This is a genomic window from Alteromonas sp. H02, from assembly GCF_059682525.1.
This window is the reverse complement of the sequence record NZ_CM185021.1, coordinates 417,225-441,145: the sequence shown is the minus strand read 5'-3', so window position 1 is coordinate 441,145 and position 23,921 is coordinate 417,225. Positions and strand designations below refer to the sequence as shown.

Genomic DNA, 23,921 nt, shown 5'->3' with positions numbered 1-23,921 from the left:
ACTGATTTGGATTACATTCTTTTTACAGCGACCCGTTGTCAGTGGTGGTGATGTCCACCCTGTTTTCCCTGCTCACCCACGGTAACCTCTACCGTTTTGCTTTGCTGATCAGCAAAATGCAGCGTCAGGTTAAACTTATTGCCTTTGGTCAGGGGGTTAATCAGCCCCATAAGCATTACATGGTAGCCGCCGGGCTTAAATTCAACCATATTGTCAGGCGCCACATCGATGCCATCGGTTACTTGTCGCATCCTCATCATGTCGCCTTCCATCACCGTGGTATGGATCTGTGCTTCGCTGGCAATGTCTGCCGGCACACTCACACCGGTTAAGGTAAAGGTACTCTCGCCATGATTCATCAGAGTAAGGTAGACGGCAGCGGTGGTTGCCATGGCAAAGGTCGCCCGGGCATTAGCGTTGTGCACCATAACACCGTGCTCCATCTTCGCCCCGGCAGGTAAAGCCAGTTGCAAGCCCAGCGCCAGTACCAGACATTGCCAGTAACGGTTAATCATTGTTGTCACTCCTGTTACTTTACAACAAAAAAAGACCCCACTAACGAGTGAGGTCCTGATGGTTATTTTAGCTTACTGAAGTCAGCCTGCTCGCTTCATCGACCAGACAGGGGAAATTCGCCAGCGAAAGGTATTCACTGAGCTTTTGCAGTTTGCTGCCCAGCTCAGCGTAACTCGATGCCGTCACATTGATGTGACCCATTTTGCGCTTTTGACGCACGGACTTACCATACCAGTGGAAATGCACACCCGGCACGCTTAATAATGCCATCTGATGGTCGTCGCAACCAATAATATTAATCATTGCACTAACCGCTGCTTCGCCCCCAGTGTTACAGGCAAGACCTAAAGGTAAATCAAGCACAGCCCTTAAATGATTTTCAAACTGACTGGTAGGTGAACCTGCCTGACTCCAGTGCCCGGAATTATGTACCCGCGGTGCCAATTCATTAACCAGCAGCTCGTCGCCACACTGGAATAACTCAACCGCCAGTACACCAACATAGTCCATACCATTAACCAGCCTGGTAAAGATGTCTTTGGCCTGGTCGTTTAATGCAGCAGTGCTTGCACTTGCCGGCGCCACCGAAACATGAAGCTGCCCTTCGTGATGAAGGTTTTCTGCCAGAGGGTAAACAACCACTTCACCACCAGGACTACGAGCGCCAATCAGCGATACCTCGCGGTCGAAATTTAGCATCTTCTCTACCACCAGCGGCACGGCTTTCAGATCAAGCTCAGCTAGCTGAGACTTAAGCGCCGGTAACTCACTGGCTGCTTTTAAGCGCCACTGACCATAGCCATCGTAGCCGTCACGGCTGGCTTTGATTATCAGCCGTTCACCGAGGTTATCAACACAGCTGTCCAGTTGCGCCAGGTCATCGACAACCTGATAAGGACAATTCGGGATAGACAGGCTGCTCAGCAGTTGCTTTTCACGTACCCGGTCGGCTCCCACCAGGATAGCGTCGATCCCGGGGTGTAGTTTACCGGATGCTTCGGCCTGCTCTAATAAGGTCTCAGGGACATGTTCAAACTCAACAGTCAGCGCGTCTGCCCGTTCAATAGCCTGCTCAAGGGTATAATCGAGCGGCGCTTTACTGACCGGGTGGACCACAGCGTTATTACTAACATCCACCGCCATAACTTTAATGCCCAACGGCGCGCCATCAAGATACATCATCTGTGCCAGCTGTCCGGCACCGTATACCAGCACCTGCATTGTTACAGCTCCAGTTTACCGTTTGCTAAAACCGTGTCAGTTTGTTGTTGGCGAAAAGCAATAATTGCTTCACGGACTGCCGGGTCCTGTAAAGCAACGACCTGAGCAGCCAGCAAGCCGGCATTTGCCGCACCCGCTTCGCCAATCGCCAGAGTGCCAACCGCTACGCCTTTGGGCATTTGTACGATGGACAGTAATGAATCCAGACCATTTAATGCTTTAGACTTCACCGGGCAGCCAAATACCGGTAAGTGAGTATGAGCGGCAATCATGCCTGGTAAATGGGCGGCCCCGCCTGCGCCAGCAATAATGGCACAAAACCCATTTTGCTCTGCCTGTTCGGCAAATTCGACTAACAGATTAGGAGTACGGTGTGCCGAGACAACCTGTGCCTCAAATTCAACACCGAATTGTTTGAGCATTACTGCCGCGTTTTGCATTGTTGGCCAATCCGATGTCGACCCCATCACAATTGCGATTTTCGCCATTTTGCCGTCCTCACAGACTTTGCGTTTACTAATCCGCTTAACTCATGGTTGAGCAGTGCTTGAAAAGCGGCCGATATTAGCTCATTTTGGCCCGTTTGCCCATAGTAAGCATCTATTTGTGGTCAATTACAAACTGCCTGTAAACGGATATTTCCCCAGTTTCAACGCAGCCCGGCAAATATAGATAGAGATAAATGAGTTTTTAGTATATTTTTAGACAAACGCTATAATGGGATGCTTTATGAATACATTGACGTTCAGACTACTTGAAGTTTTTCAGCAGGTTGTTGATTGCGGTTCAGTAACCGCCGCCTCCAATGCCCTGCAACTATCACAGCCTACCGTGTCACTTCAGCTTAAAAAACTAAACAGTATTATTGGTCTGCCCCTGATTGAGCACTTTCAGGGCAGCGTGCAACTCACAGAAGCCGGTGCTGCCGTATACCGCTGCGCTCAGGAGATTTTATCTTCACAGGACAAACTGAAAAGCCAGATCAGCGCCTTGCAGGGAGTGGAAGTTGGCTCACTTAAACTGGCTGTAGTGACCACTGCCAAATACATCATTCCGCCAATGCTCAGCCCGTTTTGCAAACAACATCCTAATATCGATGTACGCTTTACCGTGGGTAACCGCGAGCAAATTGCCGAGCGTCTGATGCAAAATCGTGATGACCTGTATATTTTCACCTATCCGCCCGAAGATGACGACTTGGTCTGCGAACCGTTTCTGGCCAATCCGCTCGTTGTCATTGCCCCGCCAGATTACGATGGCCCGGATAACTGCCGTTTAGCCGAGCTGCAAAACGCCAAGTTCCTGCTCAGAGAGAAAGGCAGTGGTACCCGCCGCACGTTGGATGAGTACTGCGATAAGCACGATGTGCAGTTGCGCAACTCTATGGTAATTGAAAGTAACGAGGCGATTCGCCTGGCCGTTTCTGCCGGTTTAGGCCTGGCGGTGCTATCCCAGCATACGCTCGATCAGTCAGCTATCGACAGCGTTAAAGTACTTAATATCACCGACTTCCCGATTCAAAGTACCTGGCAGGTGGTGACCAACCGCCGCCGCCCAATCAGTCTCTCGGCCCAGGCGTTTCGTCAGTCACTGCTTGATAACCCACGTACTTGATCAACATGGTAAATAAGCTGGTGCGTCGCACCGGCTTACTTAAATAATCATTCATACCGACACTCAGACAAGCTTTGCGATCATCGTCAAACGCATTGGCAGTGAGGGCAATAATAGGAATGCCGGATTTGTCACCAGGTAAATCGCGGATCGCCCGGGTTGCAGAAAAGCCATCCATCACCGGCATCTGACAATCCATTAACACCAAATCAAAATCAACTTTAGGGATGACTTCCAGCGCCGCAGCGCCGTTTTTGGCACGGAGACATTTAACGCCTGCATCCTTGAGCATATCGAGAATAATTTCAGCATTAATGTCATTGTCTTCCACCACCAGGATTTTTAAGCCTTCAGGAAGTGTTAGCACAACCTCTTCCGGCGCCTGCTCTACCTGGGCAGACGTGGGCAATGGTAATTTAACAATAAACTCACTGCCCTGTTGCTGTTCACTGTTAAGTTCGATGGTACCGCCCATTAAATCAATCAGTTTGCTGGTAATCGACAAACCCAGCCCGGTGCCGCTGAACTGCCTGGAGCTTGAACCATCGGCCTGAACAAATTGTTCGAAGATCGTCTGCTGCTCCGCTTTTTTAATACCAATACCGGAGTCTTTGACCACCATTACGAGCTCGCCATCCTGGTACGAGACCTTAATTACAACCCCGCCGATCGCGGTAAATTTCACAGCGTTACTTAGCAGGTTATTTAAGATTTGACTTATCTTGCCGGCATCGCCGAGCAGAAAAGACGGTATGCTTTCATCCCAAACCACTTCGAGGTTGATCTGCTTTCGACTGGCTGCCTGACGATGAATTTCGGCACAAGCCGGAATTATATGTTGTGGTGAAAAAGGATGGCGGGTCACTTTCATTTTACCCGCTTCAATCTTCGACCAGTCCAGAATGCTGTCGAGGATCAGCAGCAGGTTATTGGCCGACTGCACTATAACCTGAATTCGCCGCCTGACATCATCTGGTAAGGATTGCTCAAGGAGATTTTCACAGGTGCCCAGAATACCGTTCATTGGCGTGCGGATCTCATGGGACATATTGGCCAGAAATTGAGATTTCGAGACGTTGGCCGCCTCGGCCTGGGCCAGCGCCTGAATTAACGAGGCCGTCTTCTCCTCTACCCGTTCAGTGAGGGTGAGGTTGAGCTTTTCAAGTTCTTCATTGAGCGTCCGCTGACGCTGGCGCGAGGTGGAAAGCTCGTTAAAAGCACTCACAAGACGCTCTCCCAACTCGCTAAACTCTATCGCTAACCCGGATATTTCTTTCAACTGCAGGCGATTGTGGCTGAATGAGGACATTGGCACCGGTGACTCCGGAGAATACCCGGCGAAGGTTTTCATTAATTCGCGCAGCGGCCGGGCAAAAATCTGCGCCACTCGTCCACCAACAATAATCCCTACCAGCCCCAACGCAAGAAGCAGAAACAGCGCCCAGCGCACATAGTCCGTACTCATAGCCATATAGCTGCTGTTTTCAAACAACATGGTTATCGTCCAGCCCGAGATTGGATCGCGCGATTGTGCAATAAACCAATCCCGCGACAGCGCAGATTGGCGGAAAAAACAACTGTCCTGTTCACAATCTGGCAAGTCAGGGCGCTGCAAGGCCTCGAGCCGGAGCTCCGGCGAAGCATAAACCACTTTCCCGGCCTCATCCCGGTAAATCGTCCAAAATCCGGCTAAATTACGACTGTCATATTCAATAAAGCTGCTGAGATTGAGCGAACCTTCAAGGATCCCCCTAAGGTTGCCTCCTCCGTCGTAGAGCGGGCTGGCAATGGCTACAATGGGGTCGTTACCAAAACCCCGCCCCTGAAACGCCTGCGATACAAAGGTCGACTCGGTCTGCATGGCCTGAATGAAATATTCGCGCTCAGTCACTACCGCCTGATTCAGTCGCTTTGCCCGGCTCAGCAGGTTAGTCGGGTAAGAATGGGTAATGGCACCTTTTTCATCGGCAATCAAAAAAGTGAGAAACTCGGGAAACTCCTGAGCCAGGTTAGACAGTGTTTCATCAGCGATGGCCGGTAACGGCGCACCGTGCTTCTGCGCAATCGCCATCGACCTGGCTGTATTGCTTATAGCGCCGGCATGCCCATCGAGAAAACGGCTTAGCTCGGTACTCATCACTTGCGCCCGCTGAGTCATGTATAAGGTTAATTGTTGCGCCTGCTGGCGTTGTAACTGGCCGACATGTACATAAGTCATTATCAGTACAACAAAGAAAAACAGTGTAGCAAACATGTAGCGGAACAGGGTTTCTACATTAAAGTGAAGTTCGTTGCCTGCCGGCAGATAACGCAGCAGCGTCATAAACAATAAATGGCCAGACAAACAGGAAAAAATGCCGCTTATCCAGGTAATAGAATAAGCCGTAAAGGCCATGGTAGGAGAGCCACTGTAGGTTGCATAAGCAAACACGATATAAACGGGCAAAATCAGCGCGCTCCACCAACCAATACCCAGTTTCAACGGACTCAGCGCATCCGCTTTGTTCGACAATGCATTTATCAGCAAAGGCTGCACCGCCAGAAAGGCGATCATAAATGGGTCGTTGCCATGCACCAGCAACACAGCATAGACGGCAGTAGACACCACCAGTGTAAGGGAAAAAGAAAGCAATAAGGCGGCAGCGATAGCGAAACCACCACCAAAAAACACCACCCCGCCGGTTTCCAGCGGGGCAGGGATTAGATTAACCGCAACTCCGGCCAGCGCCAGAGCAAGCGCCTGCAGCAACCTGTTTTCCATAGGGAATTATTCTGCGTTAGCATCCATGTAATCGAGAGTCAGATTGGTGAGTACCCGTACACCCAGTTTCATCCCGGCATCGTCGACATAAAACTCCGGCGTATGGTGGGCCGGCGAGTCTTCCACAGATACATCAAGGGGTTTGCCGCCCAGCCACATAAATAACCCCGGCACTTTTTCCTGATAGAAAGAAAAGTCCTCGGCACCGGTGACCGGCTTAGCCAGTATGGTATTTTGCTTGCCCGCCGTGCGTTCCACTGTTGGGATCATCTGCGCGGTGAGTTCCGGGTCGTTATAGGTAATAGGGTAATTATAATCCAGTGGCAGGGTGAGCTCGGCCTTAGCGCCCATGCTGTCGGCAATGCCCTTAACCTTACGAGCCATCGCCTCGTAAACGTGTTCCCGCGCGGCATGGTTAAGGGTACGAATAGTACCAACCAGCTCAACTTCGTTAGGAATGATATTCGAGCGGTTACCGCCATGGATGGAACCAATGGTTACCACTGCGGCATCATCAATGATTTTCAGTTCACGGCTGACGATGGTTTGCAGTGACATGATCATCTGTGCAGCAGTGGTGATGGGGTCGACACTCTTCCACGGGTAAGCGCCATGAGCCTGCTTACCGTGGATGACTATTTTGAAAGGGTCTACCGCCGCCATGGTACCGCCAGGGTTATAGCTCACCGTGCCGATATCGTTATTAGCGCTGATATGCAGGCCGAAAATTACGTCCACATCCGGGCTCTTTAATACGCCTTCCTGCACCATTACTTCGGCTCCGCCCTTTTCACCAGCGGGCGCGCCTTCCTCCGCAGGCTGGAAAATAAACTTCACCTTGCCATGCAGCTTATCTTTCATTGAAGTTAATACCGAAGCCGCCCCCATCAGCATGGCCATATGGGTATCATGACCACAGGCATGCATGACCGGCACGTCATTACCATTGTATTCGCCGCGCTGTGTAGAACGCCAGGGCAGATCATTTTCCTCAGGTACCGGTAAGCCATCCATGTCGGCCCGTAACGCAACCACCGGGCCAGGCCGGCCGCTGTCCAGAATTGCCACTACGCCGGTTTTAGCGACACCGGTTTGCACCTCAAGATTTAGCGAGCGCAGATGCCGGGCCACGTACTCGGCAGTTTTAAATTCACGATTGGATAACTCAGGATATTCATGCAAATGGTGGCGCCAGCTGATGACCTCACTCTCAATCTCATTGGCCAACCGATCCACTTCACCGGACTGAGCAAAAACAGGCAGGGAAAAAAGAGGTAGCAGAGCAGCAAGTACGACGCGACGCATAATGTTATCCATAAAATTACAATAACTTTACACTACCCCTTCTGATCAAAAATCACAAAAAAAAACCGCTGTCAGGCAGCGGTTTTTAGTAAAATATAAACTAATGATTAACTTCGCTGACGCTTCATCGCGTCGAAGAACTCATCATTGGTCTTGGTCATGGAAAGTTTATTGATAAGGAATTCCATGGCGTCGATTTCTGACATTTCATGCACAATCTTACGCAGGATCCACATCTTCTGTAACTCGTCCTGACCGGTAAGTAACTCTTCACGGCGAGTACCTGAGCGATTAAAGTCGATAGCCGGGAATACACGCTTTTCAGCAATCTTACGATTAAGGTGCAGTTCCATGTTACCGGTACCTTTAAACTCTTCGTAGATAACTTCATCCATTTTAGAGCCGGTATCAATCAGTGCAGTTGCGATGATGGTTAAGCTACCACCTTCTTCCACGTTACGGGCAGCACCAAAGAAACGTTTTGGTTTGTGCAGTGCGTTGGCATCCACACCACCGGTAAGTACTTTACCTGATGATGGAATAACCGTGTTGTAGGCACGCGCCAGACGAGTGATTGAATCCAGCAGGATAACCACGTCTTTTTTGTGCTCAACCAGGCGCTTGGCTTTTTCAATAACCATTTCAGCAACCTGGACGTGGCGGCTGGCGGGTTCATCAAAGGTAGAGGCAACCACTTCACCACGCACCAGACGGTGCATTTCGGTAACTTCTTCCGGACGTTCGTCAATCAGCAACACCATCAGTTCACAATCGGGGTGATTAGCCGCAATGGATTGTGCGATGTTTTGCAGTAATAAGGTTTTACCCGCTTTCGGTGGTGCCACAATCAGACCACGTTGACCTTTACCAATCGGTGACGCCAGGTCCAGTACACGGGCGGTAATATCTTCTGATGAACCATTACCACGCTCCATGCGCAAACGTGAATTTGCGTGCAGTGGGGTTAAGTTTTCAAAGAGGATTTTATTACGGGAGTTTTCTGGCTTGTCGAAGTTAACTTCGCGGATTTTTAACAGGGCAAAATAACGCTCACTGTCTTTCGGCGGGCGAATTTTCCCGGCGATGGTATCACCCGTACGCAGGTTAAAGCGTCTGATTTGGCTGGGTGAAACATAAATATCATCTGGCCCCGCAAGATAAGAAGAGTCAGCAGAGCGCAGGAAGCCGAAGCCGTCCTGGAGGATTTCCAGTACGCCGTCGCCAAAAATGTCTTCGCCACTTTTTGCGTGGGATTTTAGAATCGAGAAAATAATGTCTTGTTTTCTCGCGCGGGCCATATTTTCGAGGCCCATTTCTTCGGCAAGGGCGACCAATTCGCTGATTGGCTTATTCTTAAGTTCCGTTAGATTCATACTGGTGGGTCTTTGTGCTTGAACGTCTTTTAGGGAAATTCGTTAATTAATAAGAATAGTGCTTGAGCCCGGAGACGGGCTAGTAAGGATGTCAGGCAAGCCTAGACTCAGTAAAGGTAGCACCATATTTTACTATCGTCCAGACTAAATCCCGCAAATGTTAAAAAAAGATTGCGAAACCCTCACAGCCCTTTTTTCTCTATGCCCGCACCGACTGTGGTTGCTCAATACAGCGTAACAGCATGGCCATCTCAGGTGAGAATCCCTCAACCGCCGGGATCTTAACTTTATAACCACTGCCCGGTGCGACCACTACCGTCTCATTCTGCTGGGAGCGCAGGGTATCAAGGGCAATCTCGGTATTGCCGGCCGGCGTCATCACTTCCAGTTTGTCGCTAACGCTGAAGCGGTTCTTCACTTCCACGTACCACCAGTCGCTGTCACCATGGGTTACCTCTCCCACCAGCTGACGGGTATCACTGGCTGAATTACCGCGGGCATATTGTTGATAGTCCTGGTGGTTATGCCGTTGCAAAAACCCATCGGTATAACCGCGGTTAGCCAGGTGCTCCAGTTCCAGGAACCAGTCGGCATCGAATGCTTCGCCTCGCCACGCCGCATCAATAGCCTTACGATAAACCTGAGCGGTCCGTGCGCAGTAGTAAAACGACTTGGTACGCCCTTCTATTTTCAGCGAATCCACGCCAATCTCCACCAGCTGCTGAACATGCTGAATTGCCCGTAAGTCGCGGGAGTTCATAATGTAAGTCCCATGCTCATCTTCAAAGGCGGGCATAGGTTCATCGGGGCGCTGGGGTTCGGTTAATAAGAATGCCTGGTCAGTAGGCGTGCCTGTACCCAGAGTTGGCTCAACGGCATCACGAGCAGGAATAAACTGGCCTACTTCATTATCCACTGCCGCTTCCGCTTTATATTCCCAGCGACAGGCATTAGTGCAGGCACCCTGATTAGGATCCCGCTTATTGATATAGCCGGACAACAGGCAACGTCCCGAGTAGGCCATACACAAAGCGCCATGCACAAACACTTCAAGCTCGATATCCGGGCAACGCTGGCGAATTTCTTCGATTTCGTTTAAGCCCAGTTCCCGCGACAGGATAACCCGCTTGATCCCCTGTTGCTGCCAGAACTTTACGGCCGCCCAGTTCACGGCATTGGCCTGTACTGAGAGGTGAATTGGTAAGTCAGGAAAATGCTCGCGAGTGAGCATTATAATGCCCGGGTCCGACATAATCATAGCGTCGGGCTGTAACTCAGCCACCGGCGCCAGGTCTTGCACGAAGGTTTTTAACTTGGTGTTGTGTGGTGCAATATTATTAACGATATACAGCTGCTTATGATGAGCACTGGTGTAATCCCGGGCTTCCTGCAATTTGGCCAGGGTAAATTCGTTATTACGCACTCGCAGAGAATAACGGGGCTGGCCGGCATACACCGCATCGGCGCCATAGTGCAGTGCGTATCTCAGGTTTTTCATCGACCCGGCGGGTGACAGTAATTCAGGTTTTCGCATAACGTTAAAGTGACCGGTTTAAAAAAGCCGCTGAAGCTTAACCAACCTGTGCAGCAAGGGTATTAACCGAGATCAAATAAAGCGTATTTCAATCGAGTAGGAGGGAGTTTTACAACTCCCGTCCTCTTATATGGACTCCCTGAAGTAATCAACATCTTTTGAAAAATTAGTAGTAGATGCGCTCTTATATACGGGCTTTAAATGGAGAGCTACTCCTGCCCTTCGATGTATACGCACCAACAGTTCAATTCTCACACACAGTGTTTAGTCACTTGAGAGGACTGGCTGAATTCTGCTGGTTGGTCTTACCATTTATTTTCGCAATTTGTTGATTTACTAACTCTTAGGCTGCTAACAGTATCGGATTGTAATCGTCATTATTCTTTATTAGAGCAACAGCGGTTCTCACCGTTTTATTTGCTAACGCGATGGCAGCAACCTTCTTTCCCCTTCGGTCAACTAACGCCTTCAGCCACTGCTCTTTCACAGTCTTAGGCTCTCTGGATACTGCTTTATTCACTACCGACATTGCTCCCTGATAGAGCAAACTTCGCAATCTTTTATCTGCACAGTTTTTAGAAATATGTCCCAATCGCTCTTTACCGCCGGTCGAATGCTGCTTCGGTGTCAAACCTATGCATGCTGATGCATCCCGGCCTGTATTGAACTCTGTCGCATTTCCCAATCGAACGGTTAACCCCAAAGCAATCAAAGGGCCTACGCCTTCGAGTTTACTTAATTTCTGGCAAACAGGATTATGCCGCGTGTGTTCTGCTATGAGCCTGTCATAACTTTCTATTTGAGTCGTATAGAGTTGTAACATTTGTGACTGCGCAGCCAAAGCCTGACGATAATTCATCGGCAAGCCGTTTTCTGCATCTTCTAAAATGTCAGGCAGCGCAGTGACTAAATGATTTAACCCCTTTGCTATCACAATCCCGAATTCCGTCAACAGTCCTCGTATCTGGTTTGCCAACGCCGTCCTTTGCTCCAACTGCAGCATTCGCACCCGCTCCAGGGCCTGAAGACCCTGTTCATCTTCCTCCATGATGCCACAAGAGTTTATATGAGGTAATTGAGCCGCAATACCGATAGCGTAGGCGTCATTTTTATCTGTTTTTTGCTTTAATTGCAGCCCTTTTACTGCGCGAGGCTGAATGATTTTTACTTGATGACCATGCCGCCTCGCTAAACGCGCCCAGTAATTCGAGCCACCACAGGCTTCCATTGCCACTAACGCTGACACATGGTTTCCCAGAAGTGCTATCAATGCTTTACGACTCATTGCTTTGTTATAATCAATTTTTCCGTCACTGTTGAACTTGCAAACCTGAAAGGAATGCTTTGCAAGGTCAATTGCAATAATTGTATTCTTAATCATGTATGGACCCCTTTGGCTAATTTGACAATTAAGACCGTACCCCTTTCAGGGAAGGGAGTCCATACATCTCACACCACCGGGCATACGGTTCCGTACCACGGCGGTTCATATTAACACTGGAACTGTCGGTGACAATCCAGCAGTGACACCAGCCCCATTTTATCGAACCACCCTTTCCTGAAGGCTTGGTTCATGTGGCTAGCCCCCGCATTCCACCATGCGCCTCGTTGGTTGGTCGATGACCACCATGCCCGATTCTCGTCAATGCCTGCCTTCATTAAGTTTCTGACCCGGGTGTATACGCGTTTCCATTGCCGCCATAGCAAACAGCGGAGTTTTCGTCGTATCCAACCGTCCAGTTCCTCCAGCACGCCTTTGACTTTTGTCAGGCGGAAGTAGCTTATCCAACCTCGAAGCACTGGGGTTAATGCTTTAATCGTTTCACTGACTGAGCGTGAACAATGCCCGGTGGTCATTTCGCGGATTTTATCCTTGAAACGATTTACACTTTGCGCAGCTATTTTCACCCGGCTCTCTTTGTGCCAGGTAAAACTATAGCCTAAGAACTTACGTTCCCATGGCCGGGCTACCGCGCTTTTATCGGCATTGACTTGCAGCTTCAGCTCTTCTGACAGGAAGTCGGTGATGTCGGCCAGTAGGTTCTCGCCTGCTTTCTGACTGCTCACGTAAATATTGCAGTCATCAGCATAGCGGCAGAAGCTATGGCCTCGTCGCTCTAATTCCTTGTCTAAGCTATCCAGCAGGATGTTTGATAGCAATGGTGATAGTGGGCCGCCTTGTGGCATGCCTCTGTCCCGTGTTACTCGCTGGCCGTTGTCCATCATTTCCACTTCAAGGAAGCGGCGGATGAGTTTCAACAGCCGTTTATCTTCTATCAGGTTCGCCAGTTTCGACATTAAAATGTCATGGTCTACCCGGTCGAAGAACTTCTCCAAATCTATGTCTACGACCCACCGTTTTCCGCTACGTATGTATTGCTGTGCTTGTTGCACGGCTTGCCATGCATTGCGGTTTCGTCTGAATCCGTAGCTGGAATGGGAGAAGTGCGGTTCCACCAACGGACTTAGCCGTTGTGCTATCGCTTGCTGGATGAGTCTGTCTACCACCGTTGGGACGCCTAACGTCCTGACGTCGCCATTCGGTTTCGGGATGTCCACTTTACGGATGGCCCGTGGCAGATAGCTGCCCTCTGTCAGTGAGACCTTCACACCTTGCCAATGCTGTTTCAACCACGGTTTTAAATCCAGCGTGCTCAGGTTATCAACACCCGCTGCGCCTTTATTCTCCACCACCCGCTGATAGGCCAACATCATATTGGCTCGGTCTGTCACTGCTTCCATCGTCACCGATGGTTCCGCTTTCGTTCGCCCACTGACCGCCGTGTCAATTTCAGCACCCGTGGCGTATCCCGACGGGTACCGCCCGTCATCGCACTCACTGGCCGCAGTATTCTGCGCTTGTGCATCATTAATCGACATCGAGTAACAGTGTCCTAATCACGGTTAATTATGTTCAGCCCTTCATGCTATCGGTTTACTAGCACTACTACGGCCTCGGCTGACTTCTGATATCCCATCCCAACATCTCTCGATGTCAGTAGCACACTGTTTAAAAAAAAATCAGAGGCAGAACACCAGACCTCCCGGGGTAATTCGCGCGACCTTCCTGCTTATGCCTGTCGGCTTTACGTTGCTGCATTCCGTGCAAGTATTGGGCTTTAGTGATAATCGCCACCTCACCCTGCAACAACGCCTAAACCGCTTCCTGTTCGTCAGGCCAGCATTTTGCCTTCGGCTTCCTTCAGATTTCACCTCGCGATGAACACCCTTGCCGTTCGGCTAGCACTTCCCCTTGCCGGGTGTGCAGAGGACTTTCACCTCCAAGTCATCGACTCACCACCACAATGAATCGAACAGTGCTTTCGCACTACGCGCCATGCCCGGCGCACGATACAAAAAAACCGGCCTTAGCCGGTTTTCTCAGGACGATTTTCACCGTATCAGATGTTTTCGTTCAAAAACTCAGTCAGCTGCGCTTTTGACAGTGCACCCACTTTAGTGGCTGCAACATTACCGCCTTTAAACAGCAATAACGTAGGGATACCACGGATACCGTATTTCGGCGGAGTTTCATTATTTTCATCGACATTCAGCTTGCCAACTGTTAACTTTCCTTCAAAGTCGGTTGCGACCTCTTCCAGAATAGGGGCAATCATTTTACACGGGCCACACCATTCAGCCCAGAAGTCAACCAGCACAGGACCTTCAGCATTGATAACATCTGCTTCGAACTTATCGTCAGTCAACTGGATAATTTTGTCGCTCATTCTTTTCTCCGTAATTGGTCTGTCGCTGAATTGTTCAGCTCTACCATAAGTGTTATATAGAAACTGTCTTTTAATGCAAGCACTGATAAGCTATAAGCTATGCAAACAACTCATTTAACCGAAACACATTTTTCCGATTTACCCATCAATGGCAAAGTCATTGATGCCTTAAATGCTGCAAATTTTACGCATTGTACACCAATTCAGGCGCTAAGCTTACCTCCATTATTAGAAGGTAATGACATAGCCGGCCAGGCCCAAACCGGAACGGGTAAGACCATGGCATTTCTGGTCGCAACTTTCCACCACATTTTGAGCCGGGAACCAAATCCTGACGGTGAAAAGGAAGGGCCAAAAGCCATTATTATGGCACCTACACGGGAACTTGCCGTACAAATTTACAATGATGCAGAACTGCTTAGTAAGCATACAGGGCTTTCACTTGCTCTCATTTATGGGGGCGAAGGTTACCAAAGTCAACGCGAAACTTTGCAGGATGGGGTAGATATCGTTATAGGTACGACAGGCCGCATACTGGATTATTATAAACAAGGCGTGTTTTCGCTGAATAATATTCAGGTGGCCGTGCTCGATGAAGCCGATCGTATGTTCGACCTCGGCTTCATCAAGGACATTCGCTTTTTATTCCGTCGTATGCCGCCTGCCGCCGAACGCCTGAGCATGCTGTTCTCAGCCACGCTAAGCTACCGTGTGCAGGAACTGGCTTACGAGCATATGAACAATCCTACTCACGTACAGGTTGAAGCGCAGCAAATGACCGCCAGTCGCGTTTCCGAAGAATTATTTTACCCGTCAGACGACGATAAAATAAAGCTGCTGCTAACCCTGATGGAAGAAGAATGGCCGGACAAAGCCATTGTATTTTCTAACACCAAGCATGGCTGTGAGCGCGTTGCCGACTGGCTTGAAGCCGACGGTCACCGGGTCGGTTTGTTGAGCGGCGATGTACCGCAGAAAAAACGCCTGGGTATTCTGGAAGACTTTACCAGCGGCAAACTGGACATTCTGGTTGCCACCGATGTCGCAGCCAGAGGCCTGCATATCGAAGCCGTTTCCCACGTTTTCAACTATGACCTACCCGACGACCCGGAAGATTACGTACACCGTATTGGTCGTACCGGGCGGGCCGGAAAGAGCGGTGTGGCAATTAGCTTTGCCTGTGAAAAATACGCGCTCAATTTGCCGGGCATCGAAAGTTACATTCAGCATGCGATTCCGGTTACGGAATATGTGCAAGATGCTTTGCTTGAAGATATTAAGCCACCGAAACCGCGTCAGCGTCGCCAAAACCGTCGCCCGTCTTCGCGTCGCAATAACTCAGGTAGAAGCTCAGGTAAGCGCCCACAGCATAAAAAGAATTAATATCGCAGTAAAAAACGTTATGCAGCCTCAAACCGATTTTTACGCCGAGACTCTCGGCGAATACTACGCCGCCGTAGACCTCGGGTCGAACAGCTTTCATATGGTGGTTGTACATGTTGTCAATGGCAGCGTACAGATCATCGGAAAGGTAAAACAAAAGGTACGCCTGGCGGCCGGTCTCGACAAAGACATGGTGTTAAGTGAAGAAGCCATGCAACGGGGCTGGGATTGCTTGCAGACGTTTGCTGAGCGATTACAGGACATTCCGGCTTCTAACATCCGAATTGTTGCCACTGCGACTTTACGCCTGGCAGTTAATGCTCAGACCTTTATCGACAAAGCAGAGAAAATCCTCTGTCACCAGCTCGATGTAATCCCCGGCGAAGAAGAGGCCCGACAGATTTATCTTGGCGTTGCTTATACGTCGGCTAATCAGGGCAACTCTCTGGTGATTGATATTGGCGGAGCCAGCACCGAAATTATCATCGGCAATGACATGCAGCCGATCCATATGGTCAGCCTTGATATGGGCTGTGTGACTTTTATGGAGCGCTATTTCCTCGATGGCGATCTCTCTGAAGCCAACTTCCAGCGCGCCAAGGAAGCCGCCGACGAACTGCTTGACCCGGTTGCCGATGCTTTCCTTTGCTTTGACTGGCAGAACTGTCTGGGCGCCTCTGGTACGCCACAGGCGATCACCGAAATCCTGGTAAAACAGGGGATCAGCGATGCTATCCGGATTGACTATCTGTATAACCTCAGGCAGCAGTGTATTGACTGTGGCAGCCTGAGAGACTTGGTGATCGATGGTCTTGAGCCTAATCGACAGCCTATTTTCCCCAGTGGCCTGACTATTTTGCTGGCTTTGTTTGAACGGTTAAAAATCCGCACCATGAATATTTCCGGTGGTGCGCTCCGCGAGGGTTTGATTTATGGCATGCTCGACAACCTTAAACATAACGACCGCCGTACCCAGACATTAAATACCGCCATTCGTCGATACCATATTGATAAGCCCCATGCGGTAAACGTAAAGCAACTGGCAATCAATTTGTGTAAGCAGCTCTGTCAGCAATCGACGTTTTGTCATCTGGACACCGAAACGGTGCTGGATGCGGCCGCCATGCTGCACGAAATTGGCTTGCATATTGAGTACAAAAAACACCATGAACACGGTGCCTATATTCTTAACTATATAGATTTACCTGGTTACACCCGCTTACAGCGTGCCGCTATCAGAGACCTGGTGGGCGGCCATCGACAGGCTATCGATTTGCAACCTTTTGCCTTGTATCACGAGGACGTAAAGCCCATGATGGAAGGTTTGCTGCGGATCCTACGGATCGCAGTGGTTGTGTGTTTACGCCGCCATCAGCAACATATTCCAGCCATTGAGCTGAAAGTCGACGGCCTCGACTGGACGCTGACGTTTCCGGCGAAATGGCTCAAGGAACATCCTCTGATTAATGCGGAACTGGTTAACGAAGCCTGGTTACAACATAAAGCAGGCTGGCACCTGACCTGTCGGTAGGGCCAGCCCGTCAGGTAGCTTAGCGGTTTTGCAGCAGATGGGCCGCTTCCGGTGCAAAATAAGTTAAAATGCCATCGGCACCGGCGCGTTTGAAGGCCAGCAGAGATTCCAGGATAACCTGCTCACGGTTAAGCCAGCCATTGTCGAAAGCCGCCACGTGCATGGCATACTCACCACTCACCTGATAAGCAAAGGTTGGCACTGCCAGTTCAGACTTACAGCGACGCACGATATCAAGATAAGGCATGCCCGGCTTAACCATGACCATATCAGCGCCTTCTTCCAGATCCAGTGCAATTTCAGTCATGGCTTCATCGCTATTAGCCGGATCCATCTGATAGGTTTTCTTGTTACCGCCTTTGATATTTGCTGCAGAGCCGACCGCGTCGCGGAAAGGCCCGTAGTAAGCAGACGCATACTTAGCGGCGTAGGCCATGATGCAGGTATGGACAAACCCGGCCTCTTCCAGCGCATCACGAATGGCACCGATGCGGCCGTCCATCATGTCCGACGGAGCGACAATGTCCACACCGGCTTCGGCATGTGATAACGCCTGTTTAATTAAAATTTCGACCGTTTCGTCGTTCATCACATAGCCGTATTCATCAATCAGGCCATCCTGCCCGTGGGATGTGAACGGGTCGAGCGCGACATCAGAAATAAGCATCATTTCCGGTAATTCGGCTTTCAGTGTGCGAATGGCAGTTTGTGCGATAGCGTCGGCATTGAAGGCCTCACTGGCACACAGGGTCTTTTTCTCCATCGGCGTAACCGGGAATAACGCCAGACTGCGGATCCCCAGCTCATAGGCCTCTTTAGCTGCTTCTACCAACAGATCAATGGATAATCTTTCTACGCCGGGCATGGAAGGCACAGCTTCGCGCTGGTTACTCCCAGGCAGCACGAATACCGGGTAAATAAGATCGGCAGCAGTGAGTTGGTTTTCGGCAACCATCGCGCGTAATCCCTCGGTGCGACGTAAACGACGCATGCGGCGCGGCAGATATTGTGAATAGCTCATAGTTTTGTCTCAATGTGGTTTAACTGAGGTAGCAACAACCCGGTTTCGACCGGCCTGTTTAGCGGCATACAGCCTTTCATCGGCCAGTTTAAGCAATTCTGTTTCGGCATCTTCATGGGAAATAATTGCACTGGCAACACCGCCACTCAGGGTTAGTGAAATGCTTTCATTATCGATAATACAAGGGGTCTCGGCTAACTGCTGACGAATCGACTCTACCAGCTGACCGGCCCCCTCGGTCTCGGTGTTAGGCAAAATAATAGCAAACTCTTCGCCACCGTAGCGGCACACGTCGTCGGACGGGCGCTTAAGTAAGCTCTGTAACGTTTGTGCCACATGGCGTATACAGGTGTCGCCAACACTGTGACCGTATTGGTCGTTAATTTGTTTAAAGTGGTCGATGTCTATCATCGCCAGTGCCAGCGGTGTTTGCTCTCGCCGGCTGCGTCGCCCTTCAGCTTGTAAGCGCTTGTTAAAGTGTCTGCGGTTTCGGATGCCGGTGAGCGGGTCGATGGTGTTGAGTTTTTCCAGCTCGCGGTTAGCATCAGACAGCTCCCGCAGCGCAATTTCAAGCTCCAAAGTACGCTCCTGCACTTTGTACTCCAACTCATCCTGAGCTCGCTGTTGGAGCTCAATAAGCTCTTGCTTAGCCGACACCGCTTCGCGCTGTTGCTCAAGCGCCTGCTCCTTTGCCTGCATCATCTGATCGCGCTGCCGACTGTAACTGATAGCGAGAATAAACGATAACATCAGGGCTTCAATGGTGGCACCGTACACCAGGAGTACCTGCGACGGGATGCTGATATTCAGTATCCCGAGGTTGTCGAGGCTGGCCGATAAGGCGCTGATTAATAAAGCACTCCATGCCAGCGCGTAATAACCGGCAATGCTAATACGGCGCATGGCAAACCAGATGGCCACGCCCATAATTAAGATCACAGTGATTGTCAGAAGCACCAGAAATACTGTAATCGATATTACATAGTCGAGTAACAATGAGCTGGCGGTTAACACCAGAAACGATACTGACAGAGCTCTGAAACATTTGGTAAATAACAGGCTGTGTTGCCTGACTTCTAACAACGATCCTGAAAAGATGACCGCGAAAAATAAGGTTGCGCTGGCCAGAAAACTTACCGCCTGACTCTGGAACCAGACCTGTTCAGGCCATAGGTATTTGTAACCAAATCCATGCATGCTTGCCAGTGTAAGTCCCAGGCAAAGCACATAACCTGTGTAAAATAAGAAAGTCAGATTACGCGTCGTAAAAAAGAAAAACAAATTACTCAGCCCCATGGCGAGCAGCAGGCCAAAAAACAACCCCATGATTAAATTGGTATTGGCGGTATATTCGCTAAACGCCTCGCGCTGCCAGATCTTAACCGGCAACTTAACCACACTGGAAGATTCCACCCGCACAAATACTTCTGCGGGCAGGTTATTTTCCGGCAAAGCAAATAAGAAGTTGTTATACCGTAACTGACGTTGGTTAAACGGTTTGCTGTCACCCTCAGACAGAAGGTATTGCGCATCATCTTGCACAATCCACACATCAATGTTATCCAACAGCGGATAACCAACTTCAATGTAGGAAGGTTGTCCGTTCAGATTTGCCGAAGCCAGCGAAAAGGTCACCCAATGCGGCGTACCGGTATAACCAAAGCTAACCGGGTTGGTAACCGGCTGCCAGTTCATGTCTGTATGAGAATACAACGCCTTCAGCGTGCCTGGGGGGGATGCAGTTTCAGCGGTATACAATTGAGGTGTAAAGCTGTGTTGTGAATCATCCTGCGCAGACAGGGTGATAACAATAAGCACCGCCACAACCAACAGGCTGGTTAAAATAAATAACCACTTTTCTGTAACCAGTTTGGTTGACGCAAAAAACTGCATACTATTCGCTCTGTTAGCCAAATAACTGTTTGGCGTTGTTAAAGCTGATATTTTGTACCTGTTCAACACTCAGCGTTTTGATCTGAGCGACAGTTTGGCCGATATGCGGCAAATAGGCCGGCGCATTATTGCGCTGTCTCGGCTTCCGATCCTTAGGATACAGATAGGGCGCATCGGTTTCCAGAATAAGCCGCTGTGCAGGCAGCTCGCGTAGCGCTTCTCGCAGTGACTCTCCACGTTTTGCATCACACACCCAACCGGTAATCCCTATGTATAGCCCCAGCGCCAGGTAAGCCCGCATTTCCTCAATGGTACCGGTAAAACAATGAGCAATCCCGCCTGCCAGCTTACTTTTATACGGTTCGAGAATAGCCAACTGATCGGCAAAGGCGTCCCTTTCATGCAAATATACCGGCTTATTAAGCTCAACAGCCAGCACCAATTGTTCAGCAAACACCGCGCGCTGCACATCACGGGGCGAAAAGTCACGGTTAAAATCCAGACCGCACTCCCCCACTGCAACGACGCCGGGCTGTTTAGCTCTTACCCGCAATTCCTGCCAGTGTTCCGGACGGGCATCTTTAGCATTGTGTGGGTGAACGCCGAGGGTATAGCAGAGCTGCTGCGGATACTGTTGGTAGTAATCTTCAGCCTGCTGCCATTCATTAGGATGGGTGGTGATCAGGCAGAGTCTGGAAACGCCTGCAGCAAGGGCATCTTCTATGGTCTGTTCGACGGGCATACGCGCATCGAACATATTTACCCCGGCATCAAACCAGGTCATGTTATCGGATCCGCTTGACTTTAATTCGACGGTTAACGCCGTCATGACTCAAAAAGAAAGCGCCAAGAAAACCGCTTTCGATAGTCACTTCCATCCCGATATCGAGCTGCATAGGCTGACTATCTTTTTGTTGCCACTGAGTACCGTTATCGAGGGTAATAAGTAGTTTGCCACGGGCAGTCTCACTAAGTTGTGAAATAGTGGCGGTGATTTCATCAATCTCTTCTTCAACGGTCTTTGGTGGTAAACCAAAGTCGGCTGGCGCCTGACCACGCGGCGGGGTCTGTTTGCCCTCTTCGCGCCTGAACCGGGCTTGTTCAGAGATGTTTGCAGCCTGCTTATCACTTGCCTTTTCTCTGCCGGTGACGGCCGGTTTTTGCCCAGTTCTCTGATTATTCTTGGATACGGTTAAACGCTCAAGAGCCGGGGATTGAATGGCATCAAAACAGGCAAGGCGGCGGGAGTCATTGTCGATGGCTTTACAGGATGCCAGGGCCTGCAGCAGGTTGTCGGCATAGGTACTTACCGATACCAGCCACAGCACAACAGGTAAAATCAAAGCGGGCAGTTTTTTCATGGCTGGCATCCTTTGTTTATTGTCTCAGGCCATTTGTTATGAACAGTTTAGTCCTTCGCGGCGGACTCTTTTTCATCTTCTTCGTTTTCATCTTCGTCATCGCGACTATATAGTGCGCCAATAACCACACCGCACTCAAATAATATCCACATTGGGATAGCCAGTAACGACTGAGAAATAATATCCGGCGGTGTCAGCAGCATGCCAATCACGAATGCCCCAACAATAACGTAAGGACGCTTCTCACGCAGGCTGTTGGCATCTGTTACGCCAGTCCAGCACAGCAGCACAATGGCAATGGGGATTTCAAATGACACGCCAAAAGCAAAGAACAGCTTTAATACAAAATTAAGATAACTGTTGATATCGGTAGCAACCGTTACGCCTTCCGGGGCCACCGAGGTAAAGAATGCAAAAACGACTGGAAACACCACATAATAGGCGAACGCCATACCTGCATAAAACAGTAAAGTACTGGAAAACAGCAGCGGTGCAACCAGCTTCTTTTCATTGCGATACAGCCCCGGCGCAACAAAGCCCCAAATCTGAAATAGCACATAAGGGATTGCAATGAAAAACGACAGCACCATGGTTAACTTGAAAGGTGCGAAGAAAGGCGACGCGACATCTGTCGCAATCATGGATGAATTCACCGGTAACGTCCGTAACAGCGGCTGAGCCAGCAACTGATAAAGATCGTTGGAAAAATAAGCCAGGCAAGCAAATACCAAAAATACGCTGAGGACAGCGCGCAGCAACCGTGAGCGCAACTCAATCAGATGCGATATAAGACTATTTTCTTCAGACATTTATGGCTTTTTATACGGTTTTTGAACAGATTCGGCAGCTTCTTTGAGTTCGTCAACGCTGTTTTTCAACTCCGGAGACAAATCCTTGAGCCCTTGTTGTTCCGCTTTTTTTAAATTCTCATGCAACTCGTGAACCCGCAATTGATGCTCGACTTCTTCCTTGAACCCACTGGCCACGTTCCTAACGCTTCGAATTGTTTTAAGAGTAGAGCGCATAGCACCGGGCAGCCGTTCAGGCCCCAGCACAACAAGCGCTAATACACCGATTAACAGGATTTCCCAAAACCCAATATCGAACATTAGTGTTTTTCTTTAGTTTCGCTTTCTGTTTTAACAGATTCGCTACCGGCCTTTGGCTTTTCTTCCACTTTAGACTGCGGCTCTTTAAAGTCAGCGTCTTCCTCAGACACGGCTTTCTTGAACCCTTTAATTGCTCCGCCTAAATCCGAACCAATGCCTTTTAATTTTTTGGTACCAAATAACAGCACAACAATTACCAGCACGATGAGTAGTTGTACCCAACCAATATTGCCCATAAAAACCTCTTGCTTACATCAATGACTACAGTATGCCATCGACTGTCAATTCAAACAGCACTTTTATCGATTAATCAGGATATTCTACCGAGCTATTTACGATAAGCCAGTATTGATTAGTCAGCCAGCCAAAAAAATCGCAGGTCAGATCTGTGGCGGCGAATTACGAAAATTTTATTTGCAGCCACCGCCATTATCGCGCAAGCTAATTTAATCAGTGACAAGCATTTTCATGGAAGTCAGGTGCTTAACTACCAATGTCCGAAATAGACACGCTTACAATAAAAGGAACTGGCCATCTTGTTTAAATGCAGGCAACTCGCCAGTTTGCTGCTCCTTGGGTTATGGGTGAGTAGTCAGGCTCTCGGTCAGTCTGATGACACATCGGTTGAACGGGATAAGCCGCAGCAAAGTCCGCCGGTCACAGAAAGCTGGCTGGACAGCTGGCACAGTAATTTTAGTGAGTCCATGGATTACACAGCGCAACGTCTTGACGAGTTTTTTGCGCTGGCAGATAGTGACGAGCATAAAAATGCCAGGGCTGAAGGCAGAGTGCGGTTTGGCTGGGAGCCCCGTACCCGCGATCTGGCGGCCCAGGATTTTCGCTTCCGGGTCAGGGTAAAATTACCGGCTCTGAAAGACCGCGTAGATTTAATGCTGTCTGATGACGAAAGCTACGACCGTCAGGACTCCATCCGTGCAGCAAGGGATGCGGTGAACGAAAACCGCGACTCCACCACCCTATCGCTGCGCTATCAGGAAGAACAGGACTCGCCTGTTTCTCACCGTATCGGTGCCGGAAGACGGGGCCAGCTGTTTGCAAAAAGTCAGTACGAAAGCGAGTATCACTTTACCGATGTGTTGAAGATGGATTACGACGCCGAACTGTACTATTACACCCGGGATGAGCTTGGTGCCGAGCTCGGGCTGGATTTCACCTACCTGCTGACCGATGAAAAATATCTGCGCTTTAATAACCGTTACTATTACCGCGACCGCTTTGAAGACTGGTTCTGGCGATATGAAATGCAATACCTGCGGCCACTCACCCAGGAAAGTGCGATATTGTATACCTTTGTGACCAAAGGCCTGACCAAACCCAACCACCACCTCAACGAGGTCTACACCAGTGCTCGGTGGCGCACTAACTACTTACGCTCGTGGCTTTATTTTGAACTTGAGCCGTTCGTAATATGGCTTCGCAAAGAAGACTTTAAGCCCTCTTACGGGGTCGCCATGCGCTTTGAGTTTTACTACGGCCGACAGTAATTGGCCATAGTGCGCCGCTTGCTGATGGTTAAGCTCAAACCATAATGTTTACTTTAAGCCTGATGC

Annotated in this window: 21 protein-coding genes; 4 read left to right on the top strand and 17 right to left on the bottom strand. The window is 49.7% G+C overall.

Translation table 11 applies throughout. The features are described 5' to 3' along the window. Nucleotides 1–38: 38 nt before the first annotated feature. From AC566Q_RS02005 to purE, 3 genes are all read right to left on the bottom strand, one after another. Entirely contained in the window at nt 39–515 is a 477-nt protein-coding gene (locus AC566Q_RS02005) for a copper chaperone PCu(A)C (protein WP_499613086.1), read from the bottom strand. A 67-nt stretch (nt 516–582) separates the two neighbouring features. Further along, the gene (locus AC566Q_RS02000) at nt 583–1,737 is read right to left on the bottom strand and encodes a 5-(carboxyamino)imidazole ribonucleotide synthase (RefSeq protein ID WP_499613083.1); all 1,155 of its coding nucleotides are present in this window, start codon (nt 1,735–1,737) and stop codon (nt 583–585) included. Nucleotides 1,738–1,739: 2 nt separating this feature from the next. Next, entirely contained in the window at nt 1,740–2,225 is a 486-nt protein-coding gene (purE, locus tag AC566Q_RS01995; RefSeq protein ID WP_123327263.1) for a 5-(carboxyamino)imidazole ribonucleotide mutase, read from the bottom strand. A 241-nt stretch (nt 2,226–2,466) separates the two neighbouring features. Here purE and AC566Q_RS01990 point away from each other — a divergent pair, with 241 nt between their 5' ends. Further along, nucleotides 2,467–3,351, top strand: a complete 885-nt coding sequence (locus AC566Q_RS01990; RefSeq protein WP_499613080.1) for a LysR substrate-binding domain-containing protein — start codon at nt 2,467–2,469, stop codon at nt 3,349–3,351. Here AC566Q_RS01990 and AC566Q_RS01985 read toward each other — a convergent pair. From AC566Q_RS01985 to trxA, 7 genes are all read right to left on the bottom strand, one after another. Further along, a complete protein-coding gene (locus AC566Q_RS01985) occupies nt 3,296–6,112 on the bottom strand; it encodes an ATP-binding protein (protein WP_499613078.1) in 2,817 nt (938 codons plus the stop codon). The genes AC566Q_RS01990 and AC566Q_RS01985 overlap by 56 nt on opposite strands. 6 nt (nt 6,113–6,118) lie before the next feature. Further along, nucleotides 6,119–7,417 carry an amidohydrolase gene (locus tag AC566Q_RS01980; RefSeq protein WP_499613076.1) on the bottom strand — a complete coding sequence of 433 codons (1,299 nt, stop codon included), beginning with the start codon at nt 7,415–7,417 and terminating at the stop codon, nt 6,119–6,121. Between the two features lie 107 nt (nt 7,418–7,524). Further along, nucleotides 7,525–8,790: a transcription termination factor Rho gene (gene rho, locus AC566Q_RS01975; RefSeq protein WP_105936163.1), complete on the bottom strand. Its 1,266-nt coding sequence runs from the start codon at nt 8,788–8,790 to the stop codon at nt 7,525–7,527. A gap of 199 nt (nt 8,791–8,989) precedes the next feature. Further along, nucleotides 8,990–10,324 (bottom strand): prephenate-dependent tRNA uridine(34) hydroxylase TrhP, encoded by a 1,335-nt coding sequence (gene trhP, locus AC566Q_RS01970; RefSeq protein ID WP_499613073.1) that lies wholly within the window; start codon nt 10,322–10,324, stop codon nt 8,990–8,992. 343 nt (nt 10,325–10,667) lie between these two features. Beyond that, on the bottom strand, nt 10,668–11,705 hold the full coding sequence (locus tag AC566Q_RS01965; protein WP_105933382.1) for an IS110 family RNA-guided transposase: 1,038 nt from the start codon (nt 11,703–11,705) through the stop codon (nt 10,668–10,670). Nucleotides 11,706–11,815: 110 nt separating this feature from the next. Beyond that, nucleotides 11,816–13,204: a group II intron reverse transcriptase/maturase gene (gene ltrA, locus AC566Q_RS01960; protein ID WP_499613070.1), complete on the bottom strand. Its 1,389-nt coding sequence runs from the start codon at nt 13,202–13,204 to the stop codon at nt 11,816–11,818. Between the two features lie 521 nt (nt 13,205–13,725). Beyond that, the gene (gene trxA / locus AC566Q_RS01955) at nt 13,726–14,052 is read right to left on the bottom strand and encodes a thioredoxin TrxA (RefSeq protein ID WP_105936165.1); all 327 of its coding nucleotides are present in this window, start codon (nt 14,050–14,052) and stop codon (nt 13,726–13,728) included. A gap of 99 nt (nt 14,053–14,151) precedes the next feature. Here trxA and rhlB point away from each other — a divergent pair, with 99 nt between their 5' ends. After that, nucleotides 14,152–15,435, top strand: a complete 1,284-nt coding sequence (gene rhlB, locus AC566Q_RS01950; RefSeq protein ID WP_499613067.1) for an ATP-dependent RNA helicase RhlB — start codon at nt 14,152–14,154, stop codon at nt 15,433–15,435. A gap of 19 nt (nt 15,436–15,454) precedes the next feature. Next, nucleotides 15,455–16,966, top strand: coding sequence for a Ppx/GppA phosphatase family protein (locus AC566Q_RS01945; RefSeq protein WP_499613064.1), 1,512 nt, complete (start codon nt 15,455–15,457; stop codon nt 16,964–16,966). A 19-nt stretch (nt 16,967–16,985) separates the two neighbouring features. Here the strand turns inward: AC566Q_RS01945 and hemB are convergent, their stop codons facing one another. From hemB to tatA, 7 genes are read right to left on the bottom strand one after another with little or no spacing between them, the layout of a single operon-like run. Next, nucleotides 16,986–17,987, bottom strand: coding sequence for a porphobilinogen synthase (gene hemB / locus AC566Q_RS01940; RefSeq protein ID WP_499613062.1), 1,002 nt, complete (start codon nt 17,985–17,987; stop codon nt 16,986–16,988). A 9-nt stretch (nt 17,988–17,996) separates the two neighbouring features. Beyond that, nucleotides 17,997–19,880: a sensor domain-containing diguanylate cyclase gene (locus tag AC566Q_RS01935; protein WP_499613060.1), complete on the bottom strand. Its 1,884-nt coding sequence runs from the start codon at nt 19,878–19,880 to the stop codon at nt 17,997–17,999. Between the two features lie 13 nt (nt 19,881–19,893). After that, on the bottom strand, nt 19,894–20,664 hold the full coding sequence (locus AC566Q_RS01930; RefSeq protein ID WP_499613057.1) for a TatD family hydrolase: 771 nt from the start codon (nt 20,662–20,664) through the stop codon (nt 19,894–19,896). Between the two features lies 1 nt (nt 20,665). Then, nucleotides 20,666–21,241: a hypothetical protein gene (locus AC566Q_RS01925; RefSeq protein ID WP_499613054.1), complete on the bottom strand. Its 576-nt coding sequence runs from the start codon at nt 21,239–21,241 to the stop codon at nt 20,666–20,668. A 47-nt stretch (nt 21,242–21,288) separates the two neighbouring features. Continuing rightward, nucleotides 21,289–22,050 (bottom strand): twin-arginine translocase subunit TatC, encoded by a 762-nt coding sequence (tatC, locus tag AC566Q_RS01920; protein ID WP_499613051.1) that lies wholly within the window; start codon nt 22,048–22,050, stop codon nt 21,289–21,291. Continuing rightward, nucleotides 22,051–22,350 carry a Sec-independent protein translocase protein TatB gene (tatB, locus tag AC566Q_RS01915; RefSeq protein WP_123327274.1) on the bottom strand — a complete coding sequence of 100 codons (300 nt, stop codon included), beginning with the start codon at nt 22,348–22,350 and terminating at the stop codon, nt 22,051–22,053. Further along, entirely contained in the window at nt 22,350–22,586 is a 237-nt protein-coding gene (gene tatA, locus AC566Q_RS01910) for a twin-arginine translocase TatA/TatE family subunit (protein ID WP_105936174.1), read from the bottom strand. Before tatA ends, tatB begins: the two co-directional genes overlap by 1 nt. Before the next feature lie 300 nt (nt 22,587–22,886). Between tatA and AC566Q_RS01905 the strand changes: the two genes are divergently transcribed. Then, nucleotides 22,887–23,855 carry a hypothetical protein gene (locus AC566Q_RS01905; RefSeq protein WP_499613048.1) on the top strand — a complete coding sequence of 323 codons (969 nt, stop codon included), beginning with the start codon at nt 22,887–22,889 and terminating at the stop codon, nt 23,853–23,855. Nucleotides 23,856–23,921 lie beyond the last annotated feature (66 nt).